17 protein-coding genes are annotated in these 21,962 nt (G+C 73.1%); 10 read left to right on the top strand and 7 right to left on the bottom strand.

Translation table 11 applies throughout. The features are described from left to right. Window positions 1-38 precede the first annotated feature (38 nt). The 6 genes from BMY61_RS18275 (at window position 39) to BMY61_RS18300 (ending at window position 8,271) form a co-directional block, all read left to right on the top strand. The gene (locus tag BMY61_RS18275; RefSeq protein WP_052439511.1) at window positions 39-2,549 is read left to right on the top strand and encodes a DUF4132 domain-containing protein; all 2,511 of its coding nucleotides are present in this window, start codon (window positions 39-41) and stop codon (window positions 2,547-2,549) included. Continuing rightward, window positions 2,549-2,962, top strand: a complete 414-nt coding sequence (locus BMY61_RS46275; protein WP_042459926.1) for a hypothetical protein — start codon at window positions 2,549-2,551, stop codon at window positions 2,960-2,962. The genes BMY61_RS18275 and BMY61_RS46275 overlap by 1 nt, the downstream gene beginning before the upstream one ends. Further along, complete coding sequence (locus BMY61_RS18285) at window positions 2,959-4,845, top strand: DUF4132 domain-containing protein (RefSeq protein WP_052439512.1); 1,887 nt, start codon at window positions 2,959-2,961, stop codon at window positions 4,843-4,845. Before BMY61_RS46275 ends, BMY61_RS18285 begins: the two co-directional genes overlap by 4 nt. Window positions 4,846-4,945: 100 nt before the next feature. Beyond that, window positions 4,946-6,469: an APC family permease gene (locus BMY61_RS18290; protein WP_236656656.1), complete on the top strand. Its 1,524-nt coding sequence runs from the start codon at window positions 4,946-4,948 to the stop codon at window positions 6,467-6,469. Between the two features lie 43 nt (window positions 6,470-6,512). Beyond that, entirely contained in the window at window positions 6,513-7,211 is a 699-nt protein-coding gene (locus BMY61_RS18295) for an HAD family hydrolase (protein WP_042459929.1), read from the top strand. A gap of 67 nt (window positions 7,212-7,278) precedes the next feature. Continuing rightward, on the top strand, window positions 7,279-8,271 hold the full coding sequence (locus BMY61_RS18300) for an FAD-dependent oxidoreductase (protein ID WP_342342526.1): 993 nt from the start codon (window positions 7,279-7,281) through the stop codon (window positions 8,269-8,271). A gap of 62 nt (window positions 8,272-8,333) precedes the next feature. On the opposite strand, the gene BMY61_RS18305 is transcribed toward BMY61_RS18300, so the two are convergent. The 5 genes from BMY61_RS18305 to BMY61_RS18325 form a co-directional block, all read right to left on the bottom strand. After that, window positions 8,334-9,221 carry a DUF3626 domain-containing protein gene (locus BMY61_RS18305; protein WP_082015656.1) on the bottom strand — a complete coding sequence of 296 codons (888 nt, stop codon included), beginning with the start codon at window positions 9,219-9,221 and terminating at the stop codon, window positions 8,334-8,336. Between the two features lie 122 nt (window positions 9,222-9,343). After that, entirely contained in the window at window positions 9,344-10,009 is a 666-nt protein-coding gene (locus tag BMY61_RS18310) for a TNT domain-containing protein (protein WP_042459932.1), read from the bottom strand. 140 nt (window positions 10,010-10,149) lie between these two features. Next, window positions 10,150-12,408 (bottom strand): alkaline phosphatase family protein, encoded by a 2,259-nt coding sequence (locus BMY61_RS18315; RefSeq protein WP_042459936.1) that lies wholly within the window; start codon window positions 12,406-12,408, stop codon window positions 10,150-10,152. Window positions 12,409-12,750: 342 nt separating this feature from the next. Further along, window positions 12,751-13,578: an aldo/keto reductase gene (locus BMY61_RS18320; protein ID WP_042459939.1), complete on the bottom strand. Its 828-nt coding sequence runs from the start codon at window positions 13,576-13,578 to the stop codon at window positions 12,751-12,753. A gap of 133 nt (window positions 13,579-13,711) precedes the next feature. Next, on the bottom strand, window positions 13,712-14,314 hold the full coding sequence (locus tag BMY61_RS18325) for a peptidase inhibitor family I36 protein (protein WP_052439513.1): 603 nt from the start codon (window positions 14,312-14,314) through the stop codon (window positions 13,712-13,714). Window positions 14,315-14,785: 471 nt separating this feature from the next. Between BMY61_RS18325 and BMY61_RS18330 the strand changes: the two genes are divergently transcribed. From BMY61_RS18330 to BMY61_RS18340, 3 genes are all read left to right on the top strand, one after another. Next, entirely contained in the window at window positions 14,786-15,733 is a 948-nt protein-coding gene (locus BMY61_RS18330; RefSeq protein WP_052439514.1) for a helix-turn-helix domain-containing protein, read from the top strand. After that, window positions 15,730-16,920, top strand: coding sequence for a helix-turn-helix domain-containing protein (locus BMY61_RS18335; RefSeq protein WP_075003963.1), 1,191 nt, complete (start codon window positions 15,730-15,732; stop codon window positions 16,918-16,920). Before BMY61_RS18330 ends, BMY61_RS18335 begins: the two co-directional genes overlap by 4 nt. Window positions 16,921-17,126: 206 nt before the next feature. Then, complete coding sequence (locus tag BMY61_RS18340) at window positions 17,127-19,190, top strand: phosphocholine-specific phospholipase C (RefSeq protein ID WP_042456982.1); 2,064 nt, start codon at window positions 17,127-17,129, stop codon at window positions 19,188-19,190. Between the two features lie 142 nt (window positions 19,191-19,332). Here BMY61_RS18340 and BMY61_RS18345 read toward each other — a convergent pair whose 3' ends face one another. Both BMY61_RS18345 and BMY61_RS18350 read right to left on the bottom strand, forming a co-directional pair. Further along, complete coding sequence (locus BMY61_RS18345; protein ID WP_042456985.1) at window positions 19,333-20,115, bottom strand: SDR family NAD(P)-dependent oxidoreductase; 783 nt, start codon at window positions 20,113-20,115, stop codon at window positions 19,333-19,335. Window positions 20,116-20,185: 70 nt separating this feature from the next. Continuing rightward, window positions 20,186-20,767: a TetR/AcrR family transcriptional regulator gene (locus BMY61_RS18350; protein WP_042456988.1), complete on the bottom strand. Its 582-nt coding sequence runs from the start codon at window positions 20,765-20,767 to the stop codon at window positions 20,186-20,188. Window positions 20,768-20,983: 216 nt separating this feature from the next. Here BMY61_RS18350 and BMY61_RS18355 point away from each other — a divergent pair, with 216 nt between their 5' ends. Beyond that, on the top strand, window positions 20,984-21,865 hold the full coding sequence (locus tag BMY61_RS18355; RefSeq protein ID WP_042456991.1) for an SGNH/GDSL hydrolase family protein: 882 nt from the start codon (window positions 20,984-20,986) through the stop codon (window positions 21,863-21,865). Window positions 21,866-21,962 lie beyond the last annotated feature (97 nt).

The raw sequence follows: 21,962 nt of genomic DNA on the forward strand, positions 1-21,962 counted from the left end.
CGCCGGGCGCTGTCAGTGCCGTGTGCCACGATCTGGCCATGATCGACGCAGCCCCGGTCGCCGGGATCCCCGACAACAGCGTCCTGGACGCGGTGCGCGCGGCCGCGCTGGCCCGGCTGCCCTGGCTTGCCGACTTCCTGACCGAGCGTCTGGCCGACCCTCGCGACGGCTTCACTCCCTGGCCCGGCGACGCGGTCCACACGGAGCTCCGCGCCCGCAAGGAGGCGGGCTGGGCCGAGGTCGGGCGGCGGCTCGCGGTCCTTCCGGAGGAGGAGCTGCGCGCCGCGGTGATCGCCGTGGTGACCTGCGCGGAGCTCCACCATCTGGACCAGGGTCCGGCCCGCGAGGTGGTGGCCCCGCTGGTGCCGCTGATCGACGGCTGGACCACGGACGAGGTCGGCGTGCTGCTGCGCCACGCCTGCGCCCGCCGCTGTCCCTTCCACAACGGTCAGGACCTGGCGCTCGCCCTCGACGCCGCCGCGCGACTGGACGCTGACGGCTGCCGCGCGGTCACGCCGTGGCTGCGCCGAGCCCACGAGGAGGCGGTCGAGTTCGAACAGCACCAGCGGGACCGGGAACAGCTCCTCGCGCGGTTGCAGGCCCTGCTCGGTCGGGCGGACGGCACGGAGGCCCTGCGGGCGCTGATTCCGGCTCAGGCCCTCTGGGCCGCGCCGCTGCGCGACGAGGTCGACCGTGCGCCCACTCCCGCCTTCGCGGCGCTGGTCGACCATCTGCGGAGGCTGTCGAGCCCCCGTCCGACGCAGCGGTGGCGACGTACCTGCGTCGAGCTCACCGACGCCGTGTCCGGGCGCGTCCGGCTCACCGAGGTGCTGCGCTCCATGGCCGAGGACGAGCCGCTGTGCAGCGAGCGGAGCGGTCCCCACGATGCCCACATGGGCGCGGGGTACCACTACCACTACCTCGTCCGGCAGGACGACGGTGACCTGGCCCGGGGCCTGGTCTGGGCCGCGGCGCTCACCGGCGGCGCGGCCGCCGTGCCGCACCTCACCGCGCTCGCGCTCCGCGTCGGCCTGCGCGGCGGCGGCGTCTTCGAGGACCCCAAGCTGGCAGGCGCGGCCGTCAACGCACTCGCCGGGGTCGAGGACGAGTCGGCGCTGGAGGCCCTGTGGCGGCTCCAGGCCCGGATCAAGAACCGCGGGCTGCGCAAGCAGGTCGACACCGCCCTGGTCACCGCCGCCGAGCGCCTCGGCGTCACACCCGAGCAGCTCGTCGAACGCAGCGTGCCCCACCACGGCCTGGCCCCGGACGGCTCTGTCGAACGCGTCGTGGCCGGCGGTCACCGCATCCGCCTCGCCATCGAGTACGGCAAGGCCGTCCGGGTCACCTTCACCGCCCCCGACGGCCGGGTCTCCCGCACCGCGCCCGCCGTCGTCAAGGAGCAGAGCGCGGACGAGCTCACGGCGATGAAGGCCCTCGCCAAGGAGGTCCGCAGCACCCTGTCCAGTGAACGGGCCCGGCTGGAGGCGCTGCTGTCCACGGAGCGCACCTGGCCCCATGACGACTGGCGCCGCCACTACCGCGACCACCCCGTCACCGGTGTGCTGACCCGAGGCCTGATCTGGGAGTTCGCCGACGCCAAGGGCGTCTGGACCGCCGCCGCGCCCGGCACCGGTCCGGCGCGGTCCGCCGTCCGCGTCCGCCTGTGGCACCCGCTGCGCGCTTCCGTCGACGACATCCGCGCCTGGCGTGAGCGGATCGTCGCCGACGAGCTGCGGCAGCCCTTCAAGCAGGCTTTCCGTGAGGTCTACCTGCTGACCCCGGCAGAGGTGGAGACGGGCACCTACTCCAACCGGTTCGCGGGGCACATCGTCCACTACCAGCGCCTCTACGCCCTGATGAAGGAACGCGGCTGGCAGGCCACCTACCTCTCCAACCACGACGGCGGCTTCGACGGCGAGGCCCGGGCCGTGCTCGCCGGCGGGGCCTGGCGGGTGTGGTTCCACCACCAGCCCGCCGACCTGGAGTTCCGATACAGCCCCGACCACGCCACCACCGACCAGGTCCGCTTCGACCGCCGCGTCGGCCGACGCTGGGAGCCCGCCCCCGTCGCCGAGGTGCCCGCGGCGGTGTTCAGCGAGGCCATGCGCGACGTCGACCTCTTCGTCTCCGTCACCTCCATCGCCGCCGACCCGACCTGGTCCGACCGCGGCGAGGACCGCCACTCGGCGTACTGGCATGCGGCGAGTACGGCGGAGCTCACCGCGTCCGCCCTGGTTCGTCGTGAGGTGTTGGGGCGGATCGTGCCGCGTCTTCGGATTGCGGGGCGTTGTGTGGTGGAGGCGCGGCATCTGGTGGTGCGGGGTGAGTTGGCGACGTACCGGATCCATCTGGGGTCGGCGAACGTGGTGATGGAGCCGAGTGGGGCGTACGTGTGCATCGTGCCGTCCGCGGGCGCGGGTGCGGGGAGGGTGTTTCTGCCGTTCGAGGACGAGCGGTTGTCGCTGATCCTGAGCAAGGCCCTGTTGCTCGCGAACGACACCAGGATCACGGACGAATCCATTCTCGCCCAGATCCGCAGGGGCGCCTGATGGTGGACCACACATCTCTTCCGGCCGGTCCCGTGGACCTGTCGCGGGTCTCCGACGAGGAGCTGGGCACTCTCCTCGTGGCCGTCCAAGAGGCCAAAGGAAGGGGCGACCTCGGCTACTCCCCGGTCCGCTACGCCATCGAGACCGCCGTGCGTGAGCGGCAGCCCCGCTACACACCGGACGCTTGCCGCCGCCTCTTCGAGGCGATCGTGACGCGTGGGCCCGACGCCGGAGGGCTCAACCTGACACAAGCCGCGGGTGCGCTCCTGCGCTGCACCGGTCCCTTGCCGTCGGATCTCGTGCCCCTCGCCGACGCCCTGGTCGCAACCGCCCTCGAAGCCGGCCATCGCGGTGCCCCCTACGCCCTGCTCGCCTGGCGGGGCTGGCGGGGGAGTCCCGGCTGCACCAGGTGACGGAGCGGCTCGGCACCGGCGCGGGCCCCATCGTCGTGGACGAGCTGACGGCGCTGGCAGCGCTCACGCCTGAGCAGCAGGCTCTGCTGTGCGAGGCCGCTCGGGACCGCCGGTACAGCGCGCCGCCGCAACTCCCCGACGTCTGGCCCAGGCTCTCCGCGGCCGACGGCTACGTCGAGTACGCCCGACACGCACTGGAGACAGCCGCCCGGCACATCGAGGCGATCCACGCCGGAACGGTCCCGTACCGCGCGGACAAGGCCTTCACCGCGCCTGAGGTCGATGCGCTCGGCAACGCCGTTCGTGTCGCGCTGCTGCGCGACGAACCGTGGTTGCCGTCACTGCTCGATCGCCTGCTGCCGGGTGTCGTCGTCGCCCCCACTGCTGCCAGGACCCTGCCGTCGCAGGCGCTGCTCTACGAGATCGCCAGGGCGGGGGAGGAGTTCCCCACCCCCGAGCTCGTGACAGCCCTCCGCTCGGCACGCGCGACCACCCGGCATGCCGGGGTGCCGAAGCAGCTCGAACGGACACTGCGGCGCGTCGAGGCGGCCCTCGCGGAACGCACTGACGTCGCGCTGCGCCTGCCCGACTTCCAGCTCGACGCGGACGGAACGCTGCGCCGAGAGGTGGGCGGTTGTGCCGGAGTCGTCCGGGTCACCACTCGCGCCGAGCTCGGCTGGGAGCGGGACGGACGGACTCTGCGCAGCGTTCCCGCCACCGTCCGACAGGGCCATCCGGACGTGGTGCGGGAGCTGCGCGACCTGGTGAAGCGGCTGAACACCCATCTCGACACCCTGACCCGCGCCCTGGAGGGCGGCTACGCCGTCGACACGGTCCATCGCTACGACCGCTGGCGCGCCCACCTCGTCGGCCACCCCGTGGCCGTGGCGGTCGCCGGTCGGCTCGTCTGGGAGGTCGAGTGCCGCCCCGGGGTCTGGCAGGCGGTGCTGCCCGCACTGGACGAGCTACCGGACGCCGCCGCGCAGGCGTCCGTGCGCCTGTGGCATCCACTGCGCTCCGAGCCGGAGTCGGTCCTGTCCTGGCGGGACCGACTCGTCTCCGCCGAGCTGCGCCAGCCGTTCAAGCAGGTCTTCAGGGAGAGTTATCCGCTCACCGCGGCCGAGCGCGCCTCGGGCGACCACTCGCTGCGGTTCGCCGCCCATCTCGTGCACTACCGGCGCCTGTTCGCGCTCTTCCGCGCCCGCGGCTGGCGCAGCAACCTGCTGGGCCCTTGGGACGGAGGCGGCGACGACACGGCCAAGCGGACGTTGGCAGGCGGTGCCTGGCAGGTCCGTCTGGCCCACGCCCTCTCGGACGACGATCCGGAGCTGGCCGTCACCGGCCGGGTCCGCTTCGCGCGCCGTACGCAGAGCGGTTGGTGTGACGCACGGCTGGAGGAAGTGCCGCCGCTGGTGTTCAGCGAGGCCATGCGCGACGTCGACCTGTTCGTGGCGGTCACCTCCATTGCGGCGGACCCCGATTGGATCGATCCCGACGGACCCGATGCCGAGCGGCGACGCAGCTACCGTGAGCGGTTCGGCCTCGCCGAATTGACCGCGTCCGCCCTGGTTCGTCGTGAGGTGTTGGGGCGGATCGTGCCGCGTCTGCGGATTGCGGGGCGTTGTGTGGTGGAGGCGCGGCATCTGGTGGTGCGGGGTGAGTTGGCGACGTACCGGATCCATCTGGGGTCGGCGAACGTGGTGATGGAGCCGAGTGGGGCGTACGTGTGCATCGTGCCGTCCGGGGGCGCGGGTGCGGGGAGGGTGTTCCTGCCGTTCGAGGACGAGCGGTTGTCGCTGATCCTGAGCAAGGCCCTGTTGCTCGCGAACGACACCAGGATCACGGACGAATCCATTCTCGCCCAGATCCGCAGGGGCGCCTGATCCGTCCAGCCGTGCACGACCCTTTCGGGTGGGTTCCGGCGCGCCCTAGCCTTGACGTCGCACGACTCTCCGCTCCACCCGGCCCAGCGAGGAGTCAGATTTGGCCACCACACAGCCGTCCCAGCCGCCGCAGTCATCCCTCTCCCACCCTCCCGCTCCGGGCCTGCGCCGTGAGGCGGTCGGGTTGCGGGAGGTGCTGTTCCAGAGCGTGACCTCGATGGCCCCGGGCGCGGCCATCGCCGCGTCCATTCCGGCAGGCGCCGCGTTCGCGGGCGGGAGTCTGCCGCTGTCGGTGCTCATCGCCCTGGTCGCGTGCCTGTTCACCGCTTCCTGCGTCGCCGAGTTGGCCCGCCATCTGCCGGCGGCGGGGTCCGTCTCCGTCTATGCGGCGAGCGGGCTGCATCCCGCCGTCGGCTTCGTCGTCGCCTGGGGATACGTGTTCGTCGAGGCGCTCGTCCCGACCCTGCTCCTGCTCCAACTCGGCTTCACCACCGCGACCACCCTCCACCAGGAGTGGCCGGGCTACCCCGCCGACCTGTGGTGGCCCTGGGCGCTGCTCGGTGCGGCGATCATCGGCCTGGCCGGCCTCTACGGGGTACGGGCCTCGGCGCGGCTCGGCACGGTGCTGGGCGTCTTCGAGATCACGGTCTTCGTCCTGTTCGCGTTCCTGTTGATCGGCAAGGCGGCCGGACACAACACCGTCTCCGTCTTCGGCACCGGCCATGTCGCCGCCGGGCAGAGCGCGCTGGGCGGGGTCGTCGCCGGGTCCGTCTACACCGTCCTGGCCTTCGCGGGCTTCGAGGCCGCCGCGCCGCTGGCCGAGGAGGCGCGTGACCCGCGACGCACCGTCCGCCGCGCGGTGCTCGGGGCGACGATCGGCATCGGTCTCGTCTACGTCCTGACGACCTATGCCATGTCCGTCTACTTCGGCCCCGACAAGCTCTCCGGCTTCGGCACGACCGGTGCCGCGTCCTGGGAGGGCGTGGCGCGCGCCTCCTTCGGGCTCTTCTGGGTGCTCGTCTTCTTCGCCGTCGTCAACTCCACCATCGCCAACGCGAACGCCGGTCTGGTGGTCTCCACCCGCACCGCGTTCGCGCTCGGTCGCATCGGCGTCCTGCCGCGCGCGTTGGCCCGAGTCCATCCGCGCCACCGCTCGCCGGTGGTCGCCGTCGCCGCGCAGACGGTCGTCGCCGTCGGCGCGACGCTCGGGTTGGGCCTCGCCTACGATCCGACGACGGCGTTCAACCTCGTCGCCACCGTCATCGTGATCGTCGTCGTGTGCGTCTACATCGTCACCAACCTCGCCTGCGCGGGCTACTTCCTGCGCCGGCGCCGGGCCGACCTGCGGCCGGTGCGGCACCTGCTCTTCCCGCTGCTCGGCATCGCGGCCTTCGTCCCCGCGTTGCTCACCGCAGCCGGCATCCCCGCCTTCTCCTTCGTCAGCAAGCTGACCACACCGGTCTCCTATGCCGGCCCCATCGCCGGCGTCTGGACGGCGGCGGGCCTGCTCCTGCTCGCCGTCCTCTGGCGACGCAACCGCGCGGCGGTGCTGGCGACCGCCCAGGTCCACCTCGACGACCCCGAGGAGGTCCTGACGGAACCGGGCTCGCCGACCGCTCCGTGACCGGCCCGACCGAACGGTCTGCGTCCGCCGGTAGGGTCCCGTTATGGCTTACTCCGCTGTGGTCTTCGACTTCTTCGGCACGCTGACGCCGAGCACTCCGGCCGCCGTCTGGGACGAGCACGCGGCGCGCAGCGCGGCGCCGTTGGGGATCCCCGTGCCGGAGTGGCGGCGGGTCCTGGACGAGTCCTTCCCCGAGCGGGCGGTCGGAGCGCTCGGGGATCTGTCGCAGACCTTTCGCGTGCTGGCCCGGCGCTGCGACGCGGAGCCCACCGAGGCCGCGCTGGCGGCGTCTGTCGCTGCACGCCTCACCTCCCAGCGCGAGCTGTTCGTGCTGCGTGCCGACGCGATTGCGACGCTGATGCGGCTGCGCGAACACGGGCTTCGGGTGGGCGTGGTGAGCGACTGCACCGTCGAACTGGAGCAGAGCTGGCCGACGCTGCCGCTGGCACCGCTAGTCGACTCGGTCGTGCTGTCCTGCCACGAGCGGCGCCGGAAGCCGGACCCGGAGCTGTTCCGCCAGGTGGCTCGCGAGCTGGGTGTGACGCCGAGCGCCTGCCTCTACGTCGGCGACGGCGGCGGCAGCGAACTGACCGGCGCGACCCGCGAGGGCATGACGGCTGTGATGCTGCGCGCGGACGACTGGGCCTCCAACGACGCCCACGCCCGCGAGGACTCCTGGGGCGGCCCGTCGTTCTCGTCCCTCTCCCAGGTGGTGGCCGTCGCAGTGGCTTCTGCCGGCTGAGGCGGCACAGGGCAGGCGCGCCGGTGCGCCCCTCCCGGTGGGGCAGCGGGTGTGCGATCGTCGGAGCATGGAGACGATCAGTGGCGTGGAGCGGCCGCAGGTGGTGGTGGTCGGGGCCGGGGTGATCGGGCTGACGACGGCGGTGGTGCTGGCGGAGGCCGGCCTGCAGGTGCGGGTGGATGCCGAGCGGCCGCCCGGAGGGACGACATCCGTGGCGGCCGGGGCGACCTGGGGGCCGTTCATGATCGGGCCCGCCGAGCGGGTCGCGGACTGGGCACGGGTGAGCCTGGCCGTCTTCGGTGAGCTCGCTGAGGAGTCGTCGGAGACCGGCGTCCGGCTGATGACCGGCAGTCACCAGTCGCTCGCGCCGCTGGCGGCGCCGGAGTGGGCCGTGGCGGTCGGGGCGCGGCCCTGCGAGAAGGGCGAGCTGCGCCCCGGGTATATCGGCGGGTGGCAGTTCCGGGCCCCGGTCCTCGACATGCCACGTTACCTCGAGTGGCTCCGCAGACGGTTCGAGCGGGCCGGGGGACAGGTGCGCGCCCACCGGTACGCCGACCTTGCCGAGGCCCGCACGCAGGCGCCGGTCGTCGTCAACTGCACCGGTGCGGGCGCCCGCACGCTCGTGCCGGACCCCGAGGTGACGCCCGTGCGCGGGCAGGTGGTCGTCGTGGGCAGCGGTGCACTGCGGGAGTTCTTCGTCGACGAGACGCCCGACGCGGAGCTGCTCTATGCGTTCCCCCACGGCGACACCGTCGTGCTCGGCGGCACGGCCGACCGAGGCGACGCGAGCCTCGCGCCTTCGCCGGAGACGACCGAGGCGATCCTGCGGCGCTGCACGGCCGTCCTTCCGGAACTGCGCGGCGCGGAGGTGCTGGGCACCCGCGTCGGCCTGCGTCCCGCGCGCGAAGAGGTCCGTCTGGGGACGGAGCGCGGGCCCGACACCGCCAGGAGTGGGCTGCTTGTGCACAACTACGGGCACGGCGGTGCGGGCGTCACCGTCTCCTGGGGCTGCGCCGAAGAGGTGCTCGGTCTGATCAAGGCCGACGGCGCCGACGCGTAGTCAAGACCGCCGGCCGACGGGGCCGAAGGGTCGGCGCCGTCAGCCGGTCAGCTGGTGCACCGTCACGCCTGCGGCGCGCCGAAGTGCGCGAGGTAGTGCCAGACCTTCTTCAGCGCCTGCGGATCGTCCGCACCGGCCCGCACCGCGTCGCCGACGACCCGCGGATCCAGCACGCCCGCCTCCGCGATCCGCGCGCCGAGCTCGACGAACCGGGGCCCGCGGTAGTCGGGATGGCGCCGCAGCTCGGCCACCGTGAGGCGGAAGCCGCCGTGCCACTCCAGCGGCACCGGCAGCAGCCGGGCCCGGGCCTCCACCTCGGTGTCTCGGAAGCACGGATCGAGCACCAGCGCCTCGACGTCCCGTTCCAGCAGGACCGGGCCGTGAACCTGCGCCTCCACGTAGCCGTCCATCGGATCCGTCTCGACCGCATCCGCGAGGGCCGCCTCGACCACGGCGGACCCGGCGGCGGCGACCCCGAAGGTCGACGGTTCGTAGAAGCTGTCCGGGTAGCAGAACGTCGCCCGGCCCACGGCCTCGGCGGTGAGCCGCAGGTGGGCCGAGCCGAACCGTGGTGCGCCGCCGACGCTGCGACCGCGCACGTTGAGCGCTCCGTAGACCGGGCGCGCCGTGTCCGGCTCGGTGTCGTAGGCGCCGCCGAAGATCCGGCTCTCCCAGCGCCAGCGGTCCCCGCCCGGGTGGGCGGTGAGGCCGCCGTTGCTCGTGCCGGTGACGAACTGGGAGTGGTAGACGCCGTCCTCGGCCAGCCTCGCCAGCAGCGGCACACCAGTGGCGGTCAGCCGGTCGGGGTGGAAGTTCAAGGTCACCCGCAGCGTGTCGTCCACGGCCGCGCCGAGCGAAAGCGCCGCGACATGGGCCATGGCCCGCTCGACGGCGTGGTCGTTGCCGTCGGCGGTGGTGGACGGTGCGTGGTGGTGATCGTCTCCGCTCATGGGCCCTTCCTACCAGGGGCCAGGACGGGGAGGCCAGGGAATCCGCGGGCCCGGCCCGGGACGGGTCGTGTCCGATCAGGCCCGGCCCGGCCCGATCGGACACGACGCTCACAGGGGCCGGATCACACCAGCCGTTCCAGGTAGCCGTTGTCCACGAGCCAGAGGACGTTCAGCCGGGCGGGCGCTCCGGGCACGAGCGTGGAGTCGAGCTGGTACTGCCAGCCCAGGCCCGGCTGGTCGAACCACGGCGCGACGGGGCCGCCGTCCACCGTGAACGGCTTGAGCACCTTGTAGGTGTGGTAGTTGCACCCGGCGGGCGGCTGGCCGTCGAGGCTCTGCGGCGGGATGGAGCGCGAGGCGTAGGCGGAGCCCTCGGGGGCGAGGAAGGCGCCGTACTCACTGCCGTACCGGTCGAGGTCCTGGCCGGGGGCGAGGCGCTCGTGGGTCTCGATGGGGGAGCCGTCGGGCCGCAGCAGGTAGCCGTTCTGCGGAGGGTAGATCCAGCCCCCGGTGCCGCCGTTGGCCGTCGGATCCCAGAACTGGGCGAGGAAGGACGGCACGGAGGCGCCGCCCGTACGGTGGTACCCGTGCAGCTCGCGGCCGACCGGGCCGACCGTGGGCAGGTGCGCGGGGCCGAGGCGGGCGTCTCCGTTCTCGAAGGCGGCGGAGCAGGAGTCGCTGGGGTGGGAGTCGGTGTGCGCGGCGGCCGGCGTGCCGGTGAAGGCGCAGGTCGCGGCGAGCAGGGCCAGGCCGGCGCCGAGTTTCGCGAGGTTCTGAACAACCGTCATGTCAGTGATCCAACCGCCCGGTCGGCCGCTCCGCGCACGAATTGAACTTCGATCACTCGAAAGAGTGCGCGGCCCGGCCGGGGCGCCCGTGTGGGCGTGCCCGGACGGGCCGCGTCGGTGCGTCCGTGGGTCGGCGCCGGTCAGCCGCGGTGCTCGACCAGCGGGATCCGCCCGTTCGCGCCCTTTGCGTAGCCGACCGCCCACAGCTCGCCGTCGGGTGCGGCTGCGACACCGCCGAGGACAGTGTCGCCGGAGCCCGGATCGGGCGCGGCGAGCGCGCGCCAGGCGCCGTCCGCGCCCGGCCTGGCGACCAGCGGGGTCTGGTTGCCGGTCGCGGCGTCGTACCAGCTGCCGACCAGGTACGGCACGCCGTGCGAGAGGGCCACCCCGGTGACGTTGCTGAAGCCCGAGCCGAGCCCGGAGGGCTGCTGCGCGGACCAGCGGTGACCGTCGAAGTGGACCACCAGCGGACGGGCCTGGTGCCTGGCGTCGTCGCTCTGGCCGACCGCCCACACCTGGCCGCCGGCGCCGAGCGCCACGCCCTGCAGCAGCGCACCGGTCGTGCCGGCCGCCGGGACGTCCACCACCGACCAGCGGTGGCCGTCGAAGTGCAGGACCAGCGGCCCGTCACCCGCGACGCCGTCGCGCTGCCCGACCGCCCACACGTCGTCCGCGCCACGCGCGGTGACGCCGTACAGGTGGTTCCCGGTCGCGCCCGGGTCCGCGACGGGGACCACCGACCAGACGCGGCCGTCGAAGTGCTCCACGAGGTTGCCGAAGGTGCCGTCCGCGTTCTCGCGGTCGCCGACGGCCCACACGTCGTGCGCGGAGACGGCGGTCGCGGAGTAGAGCGTGTCGTGGACCGCGTCCAGCTTCGGCAACGCGACGGGGTGCCAGGCGTGGCCGTCCCAGGCCTGCACCAGGCTGTGGGTCCGGTCGTGCGCGTCCACGGCCACGCCCACGGCCCAGGCCCGGCCCGGGACGGCCGCGACGCCGAAGAGCGTGTCGAAGTTGCTGCCCACGTCGCCGATCGGCGTGGAGGTCCAGCGGGTGCCGTCGAAGTGCGCCGCCTTGTTCAGCGTGGCGTCCTGGTTGCTGTCCGGCGTGTCCGGCATGAAGTTGCCGACGGCCCACACGTCCGTCGGCGAGACGGCCGCGACGGCGCCGAAGGAGTTGTCGGCCGTGCCGAGCATCGGCGCGGGCTGCTCGGTCCAGCCCGCGGCGGAGGCGCTGTCGGTGGTCATGGTGACCGGCTCGGGTGGCAGCGGCGAGGGCGTCGCGTACGAGGGCACGGGACGCGGCCGGAACGCCTGCGCGGGCGACCCGTGGCCGGTCACCGCGTACAGCGGTCCCATCGACGCGGTGGCCGCGTCGCACGAGTGCTGGAGGCAGGCGACGCCGAAGTCGTCCTGAAGGGTGCGCAGCAGCGAGTAGTGGCTGTACGCCGTCGCGTCCTGGACGTGGCGCGGGCCGTGGCTGGTGACGACGACGTTCACCGTCCGCCCGCCGCCCGCGCCGCCGTTGTCGTCGCCCTCGTCGTAGACGATGTCGATCGCGTTGTTCCCGTGGGCCCAGAACGAGGCGCCGGTGATCTGCGCGACCAGGTGTCCCAGTTCCGCGTCTCCCTGGGCGACCAGGCGCTGGTCCTGCGGGTCGCCGCCACCGGTGTTGCCGGAGTCGATGCAGAACGGCGGGTCGCCGTGCTGGTCCTGGCACTCGCTCGGGATCACGTACCCGAAGGCCGGCACGTGGCCGCTGTGCAGGTCCTGCGCCAGCTGGTCCAGCGGGACCTGGCGGGCGCGGTCGGCGGCGTTCCACGAGGAGGTGAAGTTGGTGATCCCGTTGTGCTTGGAGACGTACAGCGGGTCCTTGTCGGGGGAGCCGTTGCAGTTGGCCGGGTAGCAGATGCCCTGGTAGCCCGGGTGCGGCAGGTTCTGCAGGTAGGCCTTCCAGCCGACGTGGGCCCTGTCCAGCTCGCTGATCAGACTGGGCGCGTGGACCTGGTTGACGTAGTACGGGTTGTCGTCCTGCACGCCGAAGGTGCTGCCGCCGAGCATGGCCACGTAGTTGGGCTCGCTCGGGTGCGTGACGGCGCTGTAGTCGGTCGCCGAGCCGTAGGTCGTCGCCAGCGCGTTGAGGTTGGGTGCGGCCGGGTTGCCGATCACGTCGGTGTAGCCGTGGTTCTCCTCGACCACGACGAACACGTGGTCGTAGTGCGGCGCGCCGGGCGCGTGCGCGGCCGGGGCGGTGCTCTGCGCGGACGCCTGGGGCGCCAGCAGCAGCCCGGCGACGACCGCGCCGGTGGCGCACAGGGCCGCGGCGGCCCGCCCGTGCGGGCGCGCCCGTGTCGCTGTCGGAGCTGTTGTGGTCGCCGTCCTTGCCGTGGGTGCAACGGACATGGTCCGATCCCCTCCGTACCGTCGGATGCCGTGCCGGACTCGTGCAAGCGATCTGTGAGCGATCGGTGAGCGAGGCTGAGCGATCTGCGAGCGATGTCGGTGCGGTTCGGCATCATGGCGCCGGGAAGGGTCGCCGCGGGCGGCCGGGGCGCGCCCGGGCGGCGAACTCTTCGTGAACGCAGGGGTCCTGTCCTGCCGGGGCGAGCCGGGCGCCGAGCAAGGCGCCGAGCAAGGCGCCGAGCCGCGCACCGAGCAGGGCCCGGCAGGGCCGGGCACAGGCGAACAAGGACGAACAAGGGCCTGCCGGGGCGGGGCCGGGGCCGGGGCCGGGATCGGGCCGGGTCAGCCCATCCAGTCGAAGGTGTCCGGGTCCGGGCCGATGCGGCCGCCGCGGTCGAGCTCGGCGATCGCGGCCAGGTCCCCGGCGTCCAGGACGAAGTCGAACACGTCGATGTTCTGCCGGATGCGCTCCGGGGTGACGGACTTGGGGATGACGAGGTTGCCGAGCTGGAGGTGCCAGCGCAGCACGACCTGGGCGGCGGTCTTGCCGTGCTTGGCGCCGATGGCGACGAGGGAAGCGTCCTCCAGCAGGCCGCGGCCCTGGCCGAGCGGGCTCCACGCCTCGGTGGCGATGCCGTGCTCGGCGTGCAGCGCGCGCAGCTGCGCCTGCGGGAAGTAGGGGTGCAGCTCGACCTGGTTGACGGCCGGGACCAGTCCGGTCTCGGCGAAGAGCCGCTCGAGGTGCTTGGCGTTGAAGTTGGAGACCCCGACCGCCCTGGCGCGTCCCTCGGCGGCGATCTTCTCCAGCGCCCGCCAGGCGTCGACGTAGCGGTCCCGGGAGGGGACCGGCCAGTGGATCAGGTACAGGTCGACGTAGTCGACACCGAGCCGGTCGAGGCTCGCGTCGAAGGCGCGCAGCGCGTCGTCGTGGGAGTGCTCGGTGTTCCACAGCTTGGTGGTGACGAACAGGTCCTCGCGCGGCACGCCGCTGTCGCGCAGGGCGAGGCCGACGCCCTTCTCGTTGCCGTAGATCGCGGCCGTGTCGATGCTGCGGTATCCGGCGGCGAGCGCCTCCGCGACGACGCTGCGGGCCTCGGCGTCCGGCACCTGCCAGACTCCGAAGCCCAGCTGGGGCATGGTCAGACCGTTGTTCAGCGTGATCGTCTGCATGGTGACCAGTCTGCCAGCGCGGGCGGCTCGCGCCCGCCAGGCGCACCCCGGTCCCCGGGAGCGATGCTCACGGGGACCGGGGCGGTGGGGGAGCCGGACGGAGGGGACCGAGGGGTGGGCCGGCAGGTGCCGGTCAGGCGCAGGCGTTCACGTACCAGACGGGCTGCCAGTTGTAGTCGCTGTTCCAGAAGACCGGGGCCGGGGTGGTGTAGATCGTGCCGTGGCCGCTGTTCTTGAAGTAGGCCACCGTGCCGGGCGTCTCGTTGTTGAGCCAGGAGCCGCCGGTGTTCCAGCCGGAGCCGGGCAGCTCCTGGTCGAGGTTGCACTGACTGACCCGGAAGAGCGTGCCGGTACCGTTCTGGCCCTGCCACATGCAGATGTACTGGTAGAAGCAGGAGGTGCCGTTCCAGTACCAGGTGCCGCCGTTGCTGGAGCCGCTGCCGGTGTAGTTCGGCGTCACACCGGCGGCGGGCACCGGGTGGGTCATCGGGGCGGTGCGGTCGTCGTTCGGGCTCGCCACGGCGAAGCCGAGGTTGACGGCGCCGGGGATGACCCGGGCGTAGCGGTGGCCGGGCAGGGCGAGGAGCACGGCGCCGCCGTGCGGCAGGGAGATCTCGTTCGCGGCGACCTGCTGCCCGCCGTCCTTGGCGATGATCGCGTCGACCTGCCGCTGCAGGGCGGTGGCCTGCGTCGCCGTCAGGCCTGCCTGGCGGGCCTGGGCGGCGAACGTCCGCACCGCGACGCTGTGCACGGTGTGGGCAGGGCCGGCGCGGCGGGGTGCGCCGTGGCCGCAGCTGTTGCGGCGGTGGCGCCGACGATCCCGACGACGGTCACCGCGGCGACCGCGAGGGTGCGGAGACGTGCGAGAAGAGCCATGTCCGTCCTCTCTGCGAGGCGGCCCGCCCGACACGGCGGCCACCTGAAGGCGGGTCATCCGGGGAGCCGGCGACGGCCCTGCGGGTGTCCCGGCGACGCTGGGCGCCGCTGGGGAGGATCCTTCGCCGGGCCGGCCGGTCAGGTCGACCTTTTGCGGGCAACTCACGGGATTCCGGTACGAACAACGGGCTGACCAGCGTCGATCCGTCGTCCCATGACGATGCAGCGGTACGGATCCCGCGCCATGTCGTCAGGTACAGTACAAGTTCGTCGGTGAACCCGGGGGTGGGACGTGGCTCGTTGGAAGGCGCTACCCGAAAGCCTGGACCCGGTGGCCGTGCGACTGGTCGTACGACTGCGCCGGATGAAGGACGACAGCGGGTTGAGCCTGGCTCAGCTCGCCGAGCGGACGGGGTACAGCGCCTCGTCCTGGGAGAGGTACCTGGGCGGGCGCACCCTCCCGCCGGGCGAGGCCGTCGAGGCCCTCGCCGCGCTCGTCGGCGCGGACGTGGTGCCGCTGCTGGTGCTCCACGAGACGGCGCGGGGCGCCTGGCGCGAGCCCGTTGCGCAGCCCCACGCCCGGGCCGCGACGCCGACGGTGGCTCAGATCCCGGCGGACATCGCGGACGCAGCGGACATCAAGAACGCCGCGAACGCCGCGAACACCGCTGACCCGGCGGACACCTCGGGAACTCCGGGCTCCGGGGACGCAGCCGGCGCGGAGGGCGTCGTGGAGGAGGGGGACGGCGAGGGGGTGCAGCGGAGCGGCGCGGCCGACGTCCCGGAGTCGGCCGCTGACGCGCCACCGCCGGCACCTCCCGTCGCGCGTTCGGCACGGACGTGGCTGCCCGCCCCGAGGACGGTCCTGGTCTCGGTGGTCTCCGCCCTGGTCGGCGCCGTCGTCGCACTGGCCGTCGCTCCGACGTCGGCGTCGACGCCCGCGCAGCCGTCCGCGCAGGCGTCCGCGCAGGCCGCGGGCGCCAGGATCCCGGCCGTCACGGCCTCGCCCGTCCACTACACCTGCCACTACACCCGCACCGACGGCCGTTGGTATGCGGGCAACAGCGCTACCAGCAGCGACACCGTCATCGACGGGATGGACGGACCGGACGTGGCCGAGGTGCAGTGCCTGCTGCAGCGGGTGGGCATCTCGCCCGGCGGCGTGGACGGGTCGTTCGGGCCGATGACCCTGCGCGCGCTCCTCGCGGAGCAGCAGGACCGGCATCTGTCCATCGACGGGCAGGTGGGCCCGCAGACCTGGGCGGCGTTGCGCGGGTGAGCGAGTCGCCCGCCGCGTGTCGCCGTCTGACCGAGGAGCTCCGCTCCCTGCGCGAGCAGTCCGGACTGAGCCTGGCCGCCCTCGCCGCCAAGACCCCGTTCAGCAAGTCCTCCTGGGCCCGCTACCTGAGCGGGGCGGCGCTGCCGCCCTGGCCGGCCGTGCTCGCGCTCGCCGAGCTCGTCGCCGCGCCGCAGACGCGACTGCGGGCGCTGTGGGAGCTGGCCGAGGCCGAGTGGAGCCGACGCGGCGCCGTCGGGTCGGCCGCGTCGCGGGCGGCGACCGGCGTGCTGGCGGACCGTGAGGCCGGCTCGAAGGCTCCGCCCGCCGCCGCCCCGGGCGAACAGTCGCGGGCCGGACGGGAAGCAGGACGTCAGCCGGCCGGCGTGCCGCTGCCGTCGGCCGCGCCGCAGTCGACCGGCGCGCCGCAGTCGACCCGCCGGCCTGAGCCGACCCTCGGGCCCGAGCCGACCCCCGGGCCCGAGCCGACCCCCGGGCCCGAGCCGACCCCCGGGCCCGAGCCGACCCGCGGGCCCGGGCCGACCCGCGGGCACGGGCCGATACGCGAGCGACACCAGGTGGGGGTGCCTGCCCCGGGGCCGGATCGGGCAGCCGTCCCCGACCAGCCGCAGCGGGTGCGATCGGGGGCGACGCGGCGCGCGCTGCGCATCGGCGTAGCAGTGGGCTGTGCCGCGATCCTCGGCCTCGCCGCAGGTCTGATCTGGCCCGGTGTGGTCGGTCGGACCGTCGCCGGCGACGGGCCTGGCGGGGCCGCGACGGCCCCGGGCGCGACGCCGGGCACGGCCGACGGTACCGCCGCAGGCCCCGCCGTGGGGTGCGTCGGGGTCGCCTGCGGCGGCGCCGACCCGACGGCGATGAACTGCGGCGTGCTCCCGCAGAGCTTGGGCGTGTTCCGGACCACCGCGGGCGCCGGGATCGAGATCCGCTACAACCCGAAGTGCCGCGCCGCCTGGGCGCGCGTGTGGCACAGCGACGTGGGCGACGTGCTGACCATCACCACGGCGGGGGAGCCCGCCAGATCGGCACGCGTTCCGGACGCGTTCACCGCGCAGGACTTCCTCTACACCCCGATGGTCCCCGTGCTCGGCCGGGGCGGCTCCCTGCGCGCCTGCCTGACGAGCCCGTCGAGCCGGGGGAGGCCGGAGTGCTTCGCCGTCCCCGCACCCTGACCACCCGTCAGTCGCGCTCGTCCACGGCCGCTGCGCGCCGACCTTACCCACGCGTCGTTCGTCAGGGCTTCGCCCAACCGCCCCCGAACGGCCCCGAACCGTTCCGTCAGACCTGTGAACAATCCTCCGGGCGACGCGAACTTGTCCAGACAGGTTCACCCTCGCCCGGATCCGAAGCCGGACGCACCAAACCCCCCGGAGCCGACATGTCCTCGCTGAACCGCCGCCGATTCCTGCAGCTCGCTGGAGGGACGGCCGCCGCCACCGCGCTGTCCTCCAGCATCGCCCGCGCCGCTGCCATCCCGGCCAATCGGACCACCGGCAGCCTGCGCGATGTCGAGCACATCGTCGTGCTGATGCAGGAGAACCGCTCGTTCGACCACTACTTCGGCACCCTGCGCGGCGTCCGCGGCTTCGGTGACCCGCACCCCGTCACGCTGCCCTCCGGCAAGCCCGTCTGGTACCAGAACGACGGCGGGGCCGGCGGCGGCAAGGACGTGCTGCCGTTCCACCCCGACGCCCCCGACATGGGTCTGCAGTTCCTCGAGGACCTCCCGCACGACTGGAACTCCACCCATGGCGCGCTCAACCACGGCCGCTACGACCGCTGGGTGCCCACCAAGAGTGCAACGTCCATGGCGCACCTGACGCGTGAGGACATCCCCTTCCACTTCGCCCTCGCGGACGCCTTCACCGTCTGCGACGCCTACCACTGCTCCCTGCTCGGCCCCACCGACCCGAACCGCTACTACATGTGGACCGGGTACACGGGCAACGACGGCAAGGGCGGCGGGCCGGTCATCTCCAACGCCGAGGCCGGCTACGCGTGGACCACCTACCCGGAGCGCCTGGAGTCGGCCGGTGTCTCCTGGAAGATCTACCAGGACATCGGCACCGGGCTGGACGCGAACGGCTACTGGGGCTGGACCAGCGACGCCTACATCGGCAACTACGGCGACAACTCGCTGCTCTACTTCGACCAGTACCGCAACGCCAAGCCCGGCGACCCGCTCTACGACAAGGCCCGCACCGGCACCAACGCCAGCGCGGGGGACGGCTTCTTCGACGCGCTGCGCGCCGACGTCAAGGCGGGCACGCTGCCGCAGGTCTCCTGGGTGGTCGCTCCGGAGGCGTTCACCGAGCACCCGAACTGGCCCGTCAACTACGGCGCCTGGTACATATCCCAGGTGCTCGACGCGCTGACGGCCGACCCGGAGGTGTGGAGCCGCACCGCGCTGCTGATCACCTACGACGAGAACGACGGCTTCTTCGACCATGTCGTGCCGCCGTTCGCGCCCGAGAGCGCGGCCCAGGGCGCCTCGACCGCCGACATCAGCGCCGAGCTCTACACCGCCGGCGGCGGCGTGGCGGGCGCGTACGGGCTCGGGCCGCGCGTGCCGATGCTCGTCGTCTCGCCGTGGAGCACCGGTGGCTACGTCTGCTCGCAGACCTTCGACCACACCTCGATCATCCAGTTCATCGAGCAGCGGTTCGGTGTGCAGGAGCCCAACATCTCGCCCTGGCGTCGCGCGGTCTGCGGTGACCTGACGGCCGCGTTCGACTTCCGCCGCCACGACGCGGCCACCCCGGCGCTGCCCTCCACCGCCGCATACGTGCCGAAGGACGCGAACCGTCACCCCGACTACGTGCCGACCCCGCCGGCCAACCCGGCCGTGCCGACGCAGGAGCCCGGCACCCGCCCCGCGCGCCCGCTCCCGTACGACCTGACCGTGGACGGCTCGGTGGACGCCAAGGGTGCGCTGACGCTCGACTTCGCTGCCCACGGACACGCCGGGGCGCAGTTCCTGGCCACCTCCACCACGCGTTCCGACGGCCCGTGGAGCTTCACCGTCGAGGCCGGTCGGAAGCTGTCGAACACCTGGACCGCGCCGGCTTCCGGCCCGTACGAGCTGACCGTGCACGGCCCCGCGGGCTTCCTGCGTCAGTTCCGTGGCGAGCCGGCCGACCGGGGCGTGGAGGTCGGCGCCCACCACGACGGCGCCTCGGGCGAGCTTTGGCTCACCCTCACCAACCACGGGAGCACACCGCTGCGCGCGGTCGTCGTCGACGCCTACGGCGCACAGCACCCGACCACCGTGGACCTGCGTCCCGGGGCCCGCAAGGAGCACCACATCGGCACCGGCCGCACCCACGGCTGGTACGACGTCTCGGTGCTGACCGAGCAGCACCCCTCCGCGCTGCGCCGTCTCGCCGGCCACGTCGAGACCGGCCGCCCCTCGACCAGCGACCCGGCCATCGGCCACAGCTGACGCACAGCCACACCTGACGCCCAGCCTGAGCTGAGACCCAGCCAGAGCTGACGCCCCCGCCCGACGTATGAGGCCCCGGTCGGATCCCGCCATGGATCCCGCCGGGGCCTCGCGCGCTCGGGGAGAGCTCGCGCGCCAGGGCCTACGCCGTGGTGCCGCCGTCCACCACCAGGTCGTGCCCCACGACGTACGCGGAGGCGTCGGAGGCGAGCCAGACGACGGCGGCGGCAACCTCCGACGGGTCGCTGACACGGCCCGCCGGGACGCCGACCGCGATGCGGGCGTCGCGGTCGGCGCGTGACTCGCCCGGGCGGAAGGACATGGGGGTGTCGCTCGCGCCGGGGCTGACGGCGTTGACGCGGACGCCGTCGCCGATGTGGTCGCGTGCGGCGGCGCGGGTGAGGGCGCTGACGGCGGCCTTGGTGGCGGCGTAGGCGGCCAGGCCCGGACGGCGGCCGTGGGCGCCGATGTTGGAGGCCATGTTGACCACCGTGCCGCCGCCGTGGGCGCGCATGTGCGCGATCTCGTGCCGCATCGTCAGGAACACCCCGGTGAGGTTGACGTCGACGACCGACCGCCAGCTCGCCTCGTCCAGGTCGGCGAGCGGTCCCACCGGGCCCAGCACCCCGGCACAGTTGAACGCGACGTGCAGGCCGCCGTGACGGCGCACCACCTCCGCCACCAGGTGCGCCACCCGGGCGTCGTCGGTGACGTCCGTGCGCACCCAGTCCACGGCCCCCGCCCTGCCGTCGGCTTCGAGCTCCGCCGTGATCCGAGCGGCGGTGGTGGCGAGGCGTTCGGCGTCGCGGCCGGCGAGGACGACGGTCGCGCCGAGGGCGGCGAAGGTCCGCGCGGTCGCCTCGCCGATGGCGCCGGCCCCTCCGGTGATGAGTACGACCCGGTCGTCGAAGCGTGCGGACGTCATGGTGATCCTCTTCTGATGCTCCAGTGACTCTCAACTGGAACGTCCGGTCTCAATAACGGGCAGGGAAAGGTCATCGCAGGGCGGCCAGCGCGACCACGGTCGCATCACGGAGTCGGGCGGCGGAGCCCGGCGCGCGACCCAGCACGCGCACTCCCTGGAGGAACACCAGCAGGAAACGGGCGAGCGCCCGAGGGTCGGCGGCCCCGGTCAACTCGCCCTGGGCCCTTGCGCGCAGCAGCGCCGAGGTGAGTGCCACCTCCAGGTGTGCCCAGCTGGCCTCGACGCGGCGCGCCACCTCCTCGTCCCGGCCCGCGAGCTCGACCGCGCTGTTGACCACCAGGCAGCCGCGCAGCCGCTCGTCCTCGGCGGACGCCGCGGCGTAGCGCTCCACGAGCGCCCGCACGGGCGGCAGGGCCGGGCCCGGTTGGGAGAGCTGCTCGAGGATGCCGGGGTCGGTGAGGTCGAGGTAGCGCTGCAGCGCCTTGGTGAACAGCTCGTGCTTGCCGCCGAAGGTGGCGTAGAGGCTGGCCTTGGCGACGCCCAGGTGGGTGACCAGGTCCGCCATCGAGGTCGCCTCGTACCCCCGCTCCCAGAACAGTTCCATCGCCCGGGTGAGCGCGTCGTCGGGGTCGAACTCCTTGGTCCTGGCCATGATCCGACCGTAGCTTCAATGAGAACGATCGGTCAAGAAAAGGAGGGGTCGGCGACACGGGCGATGAATCGTGTCAGGACTCTTGCTCTCTGTTGAACCACTCGGTAACTTCCCGGCCAGTAACTTAGCGGAAACGTCGGAGACACCTGCCTGCCCGCCTGGTGTCGCCGTCTTTTCTCCTGTCACGGCCCCACCCCCGGTTCAAGGAGACCCCGCATGTCGCTCTCTCCCCGCTCCCGTCGGCTGGTCGCGGCGGCCGCCGCCGTCTCCGCCGTCGCAGGCGTCTGCCTCGCGCTGCCCGCCCAGGCGCAGGCCGACTCGGCGCTCAACTACGTTGCGCTCGGCGACAGTTACAGCGCAGGCTCTGGCGTCCTGCCGCTCGACCTGAGCGCGCCGCTCGAGTGCGCCCGCTCGGTGCTCAACTACCCTCACGACCTGGCGAACAGACTCGGGCTCAACCTGACCGACGTCACCTGCGGCGGCGCCAAGACCCAGGACTACTCCGGCTCCCAGTACCCCGGCGTGGCCCCGCAGCTCGACGCGCTGAACGACGGCACCGACCTGGTCACCATGACCATCGGCGGCAACGACAGCAACACCTTCATCGACGCGATCCTCGCCTGCGGCTCGGCCGGCATCGCCACCCTCGGCTTCGGCCACCCCTGCCAGAGCCTCTACGGTTCGTCGTTCGACCACACCATCGACACCACCACCTACGCGTCCCTCGACGCGACCCTGGCCGCCGTCAAGGCCAAGGCGCCGAACGCCAGGATCGCGATCCTCGGCTACCCCTGGATCGTCCCGGCCCAGGCCGTGTCCGGCTGCTACGCCAGGATGCCGATCGCCTCGGGCGACATCCCCTATCTGCGGGACCTGGAGAGCCACCTCAACGCTGCGATCCAGCGCGCCGCCGCCGACAACGGCGTCACCTACGTCGACATGTCCGCCGTCTCGAACGGTCACGACGCGTGCGAGCCGGTCGGCACCCGCTGGATCGAGCCGATCCTCTTCGGTACCAACTACGTCCCGGTCCACCCGAACGCCACGGGTGAGTCGGCGATGGCCGACCAGGCCGCCGCGACTCTCGGCCTCGGCTGACGGCCGCCCCGAACGGGGACAGACTCCGGGCCGGCCCTGGGATGGAGGGCCGGCCCGGCCTCGTCTATGCTCCCGTGGGCCCCGTCGCGCGGAGCGG

Origin of the sequence: Streptacidiphilus jiangxiensis (assembly GCF_900109465.1) — a bacterium.
Lineage (GTDB): Bacteria > Actinomycetota > Actinomycetes > Streptomycetales > Streptomycetaceae > Streptacidiphilus > Streptacidiphilus jiangxiensis.

Excerpts from the sequence above, each read along its gene's own strand:
- BMY61_RS18275 (WP_052439511.1), top strand. The coding sequence starts at position 39 with ATGATCGACGCAGCCCCGGTCGCCGGGATCCCCGACAACAGCGTCCTG.
- BMY61_RS46275 (WP_042459926.1), top strand. The coding sequence starts at position 2,549 with ATGGTGGACCACACATCTCTTCCGGCCGGTCCCGTGGACCTGTCGCGG.
- BMY61_RS18295 (WP_042459929.1), top strand. The coding sequence starts at position 6,513 with ATGGCTTACTCCGCTGTGGTCTTCGACTTCTTCGGCACGCTGACGCCG.
- BMY61_RS18300 (WP_342342526.1), top strand. The coding sequence starts at position 7,279 with ATGGAGACGATCAGTGGCGTGGAGCGGCCGCAGGTGGTGGTGGTCGGG.
- BMY61_RS18305 (WP_082015656.1), bottom strand. The coding sequence starts at position 9,221 with ATGAGCGGAGACGATCACCACCACGCACCGTCCACCACCGCCGACGGC.
- BMY61_RS18310 (WP_042459932.1), bottom strand. The coding sequence starts at position 10,009 with ATGACGGTTGTTCAGAACCTCGCGAAACTCGGCGCCGGCCTGGCCCTG.
- BMY61_RS18315 (WP_042459936.1), bottom strand. The coding sequence starts at position 12,408 with ATGTCCGTTGCACCCACGGCAAGGACGGCGACCACAACAGCTCCGACA.
- BMY61_RS18320 (WP_042459939.1), bottom strand. The coding sequence starts at position 13,578 with ATGCAGACGATCACGCTGAACAACGGTCTGACCATGCCCCAGCTGGGC.
- BMY61_RS18340 (WP_042456982.1), top strand. The coding sequence starts at position 17,127 with ATGTCCTCGCTGAACCGCCGCCGATTCCTGCAGCTCGCTGGAGGGACG.
- BMY61_RS18345 (WP_042456985.1), bottom strand. The coding sequence starts at position 20,115 with ATGACGTCCGCACGCTTCGACGACCGGGTCGTACTCATCACCGGAGGG.
- BMY61_RS18350 (WP_042456988.1), bottom strand. The coding sequence starts at position 20,767 with ATGGCCAGGACCAAGGAGTTCGACCCCGACGACGCGCTCACCCGGGCG.
- BMY61_RS18355 (WP_042456991.1), top strand. The coding sequence starts at position 20,984 with ATGTCGCTCTCTCCCCGCTCCCGTCGGCTGGTCGCGGCGGCCGCCGCC.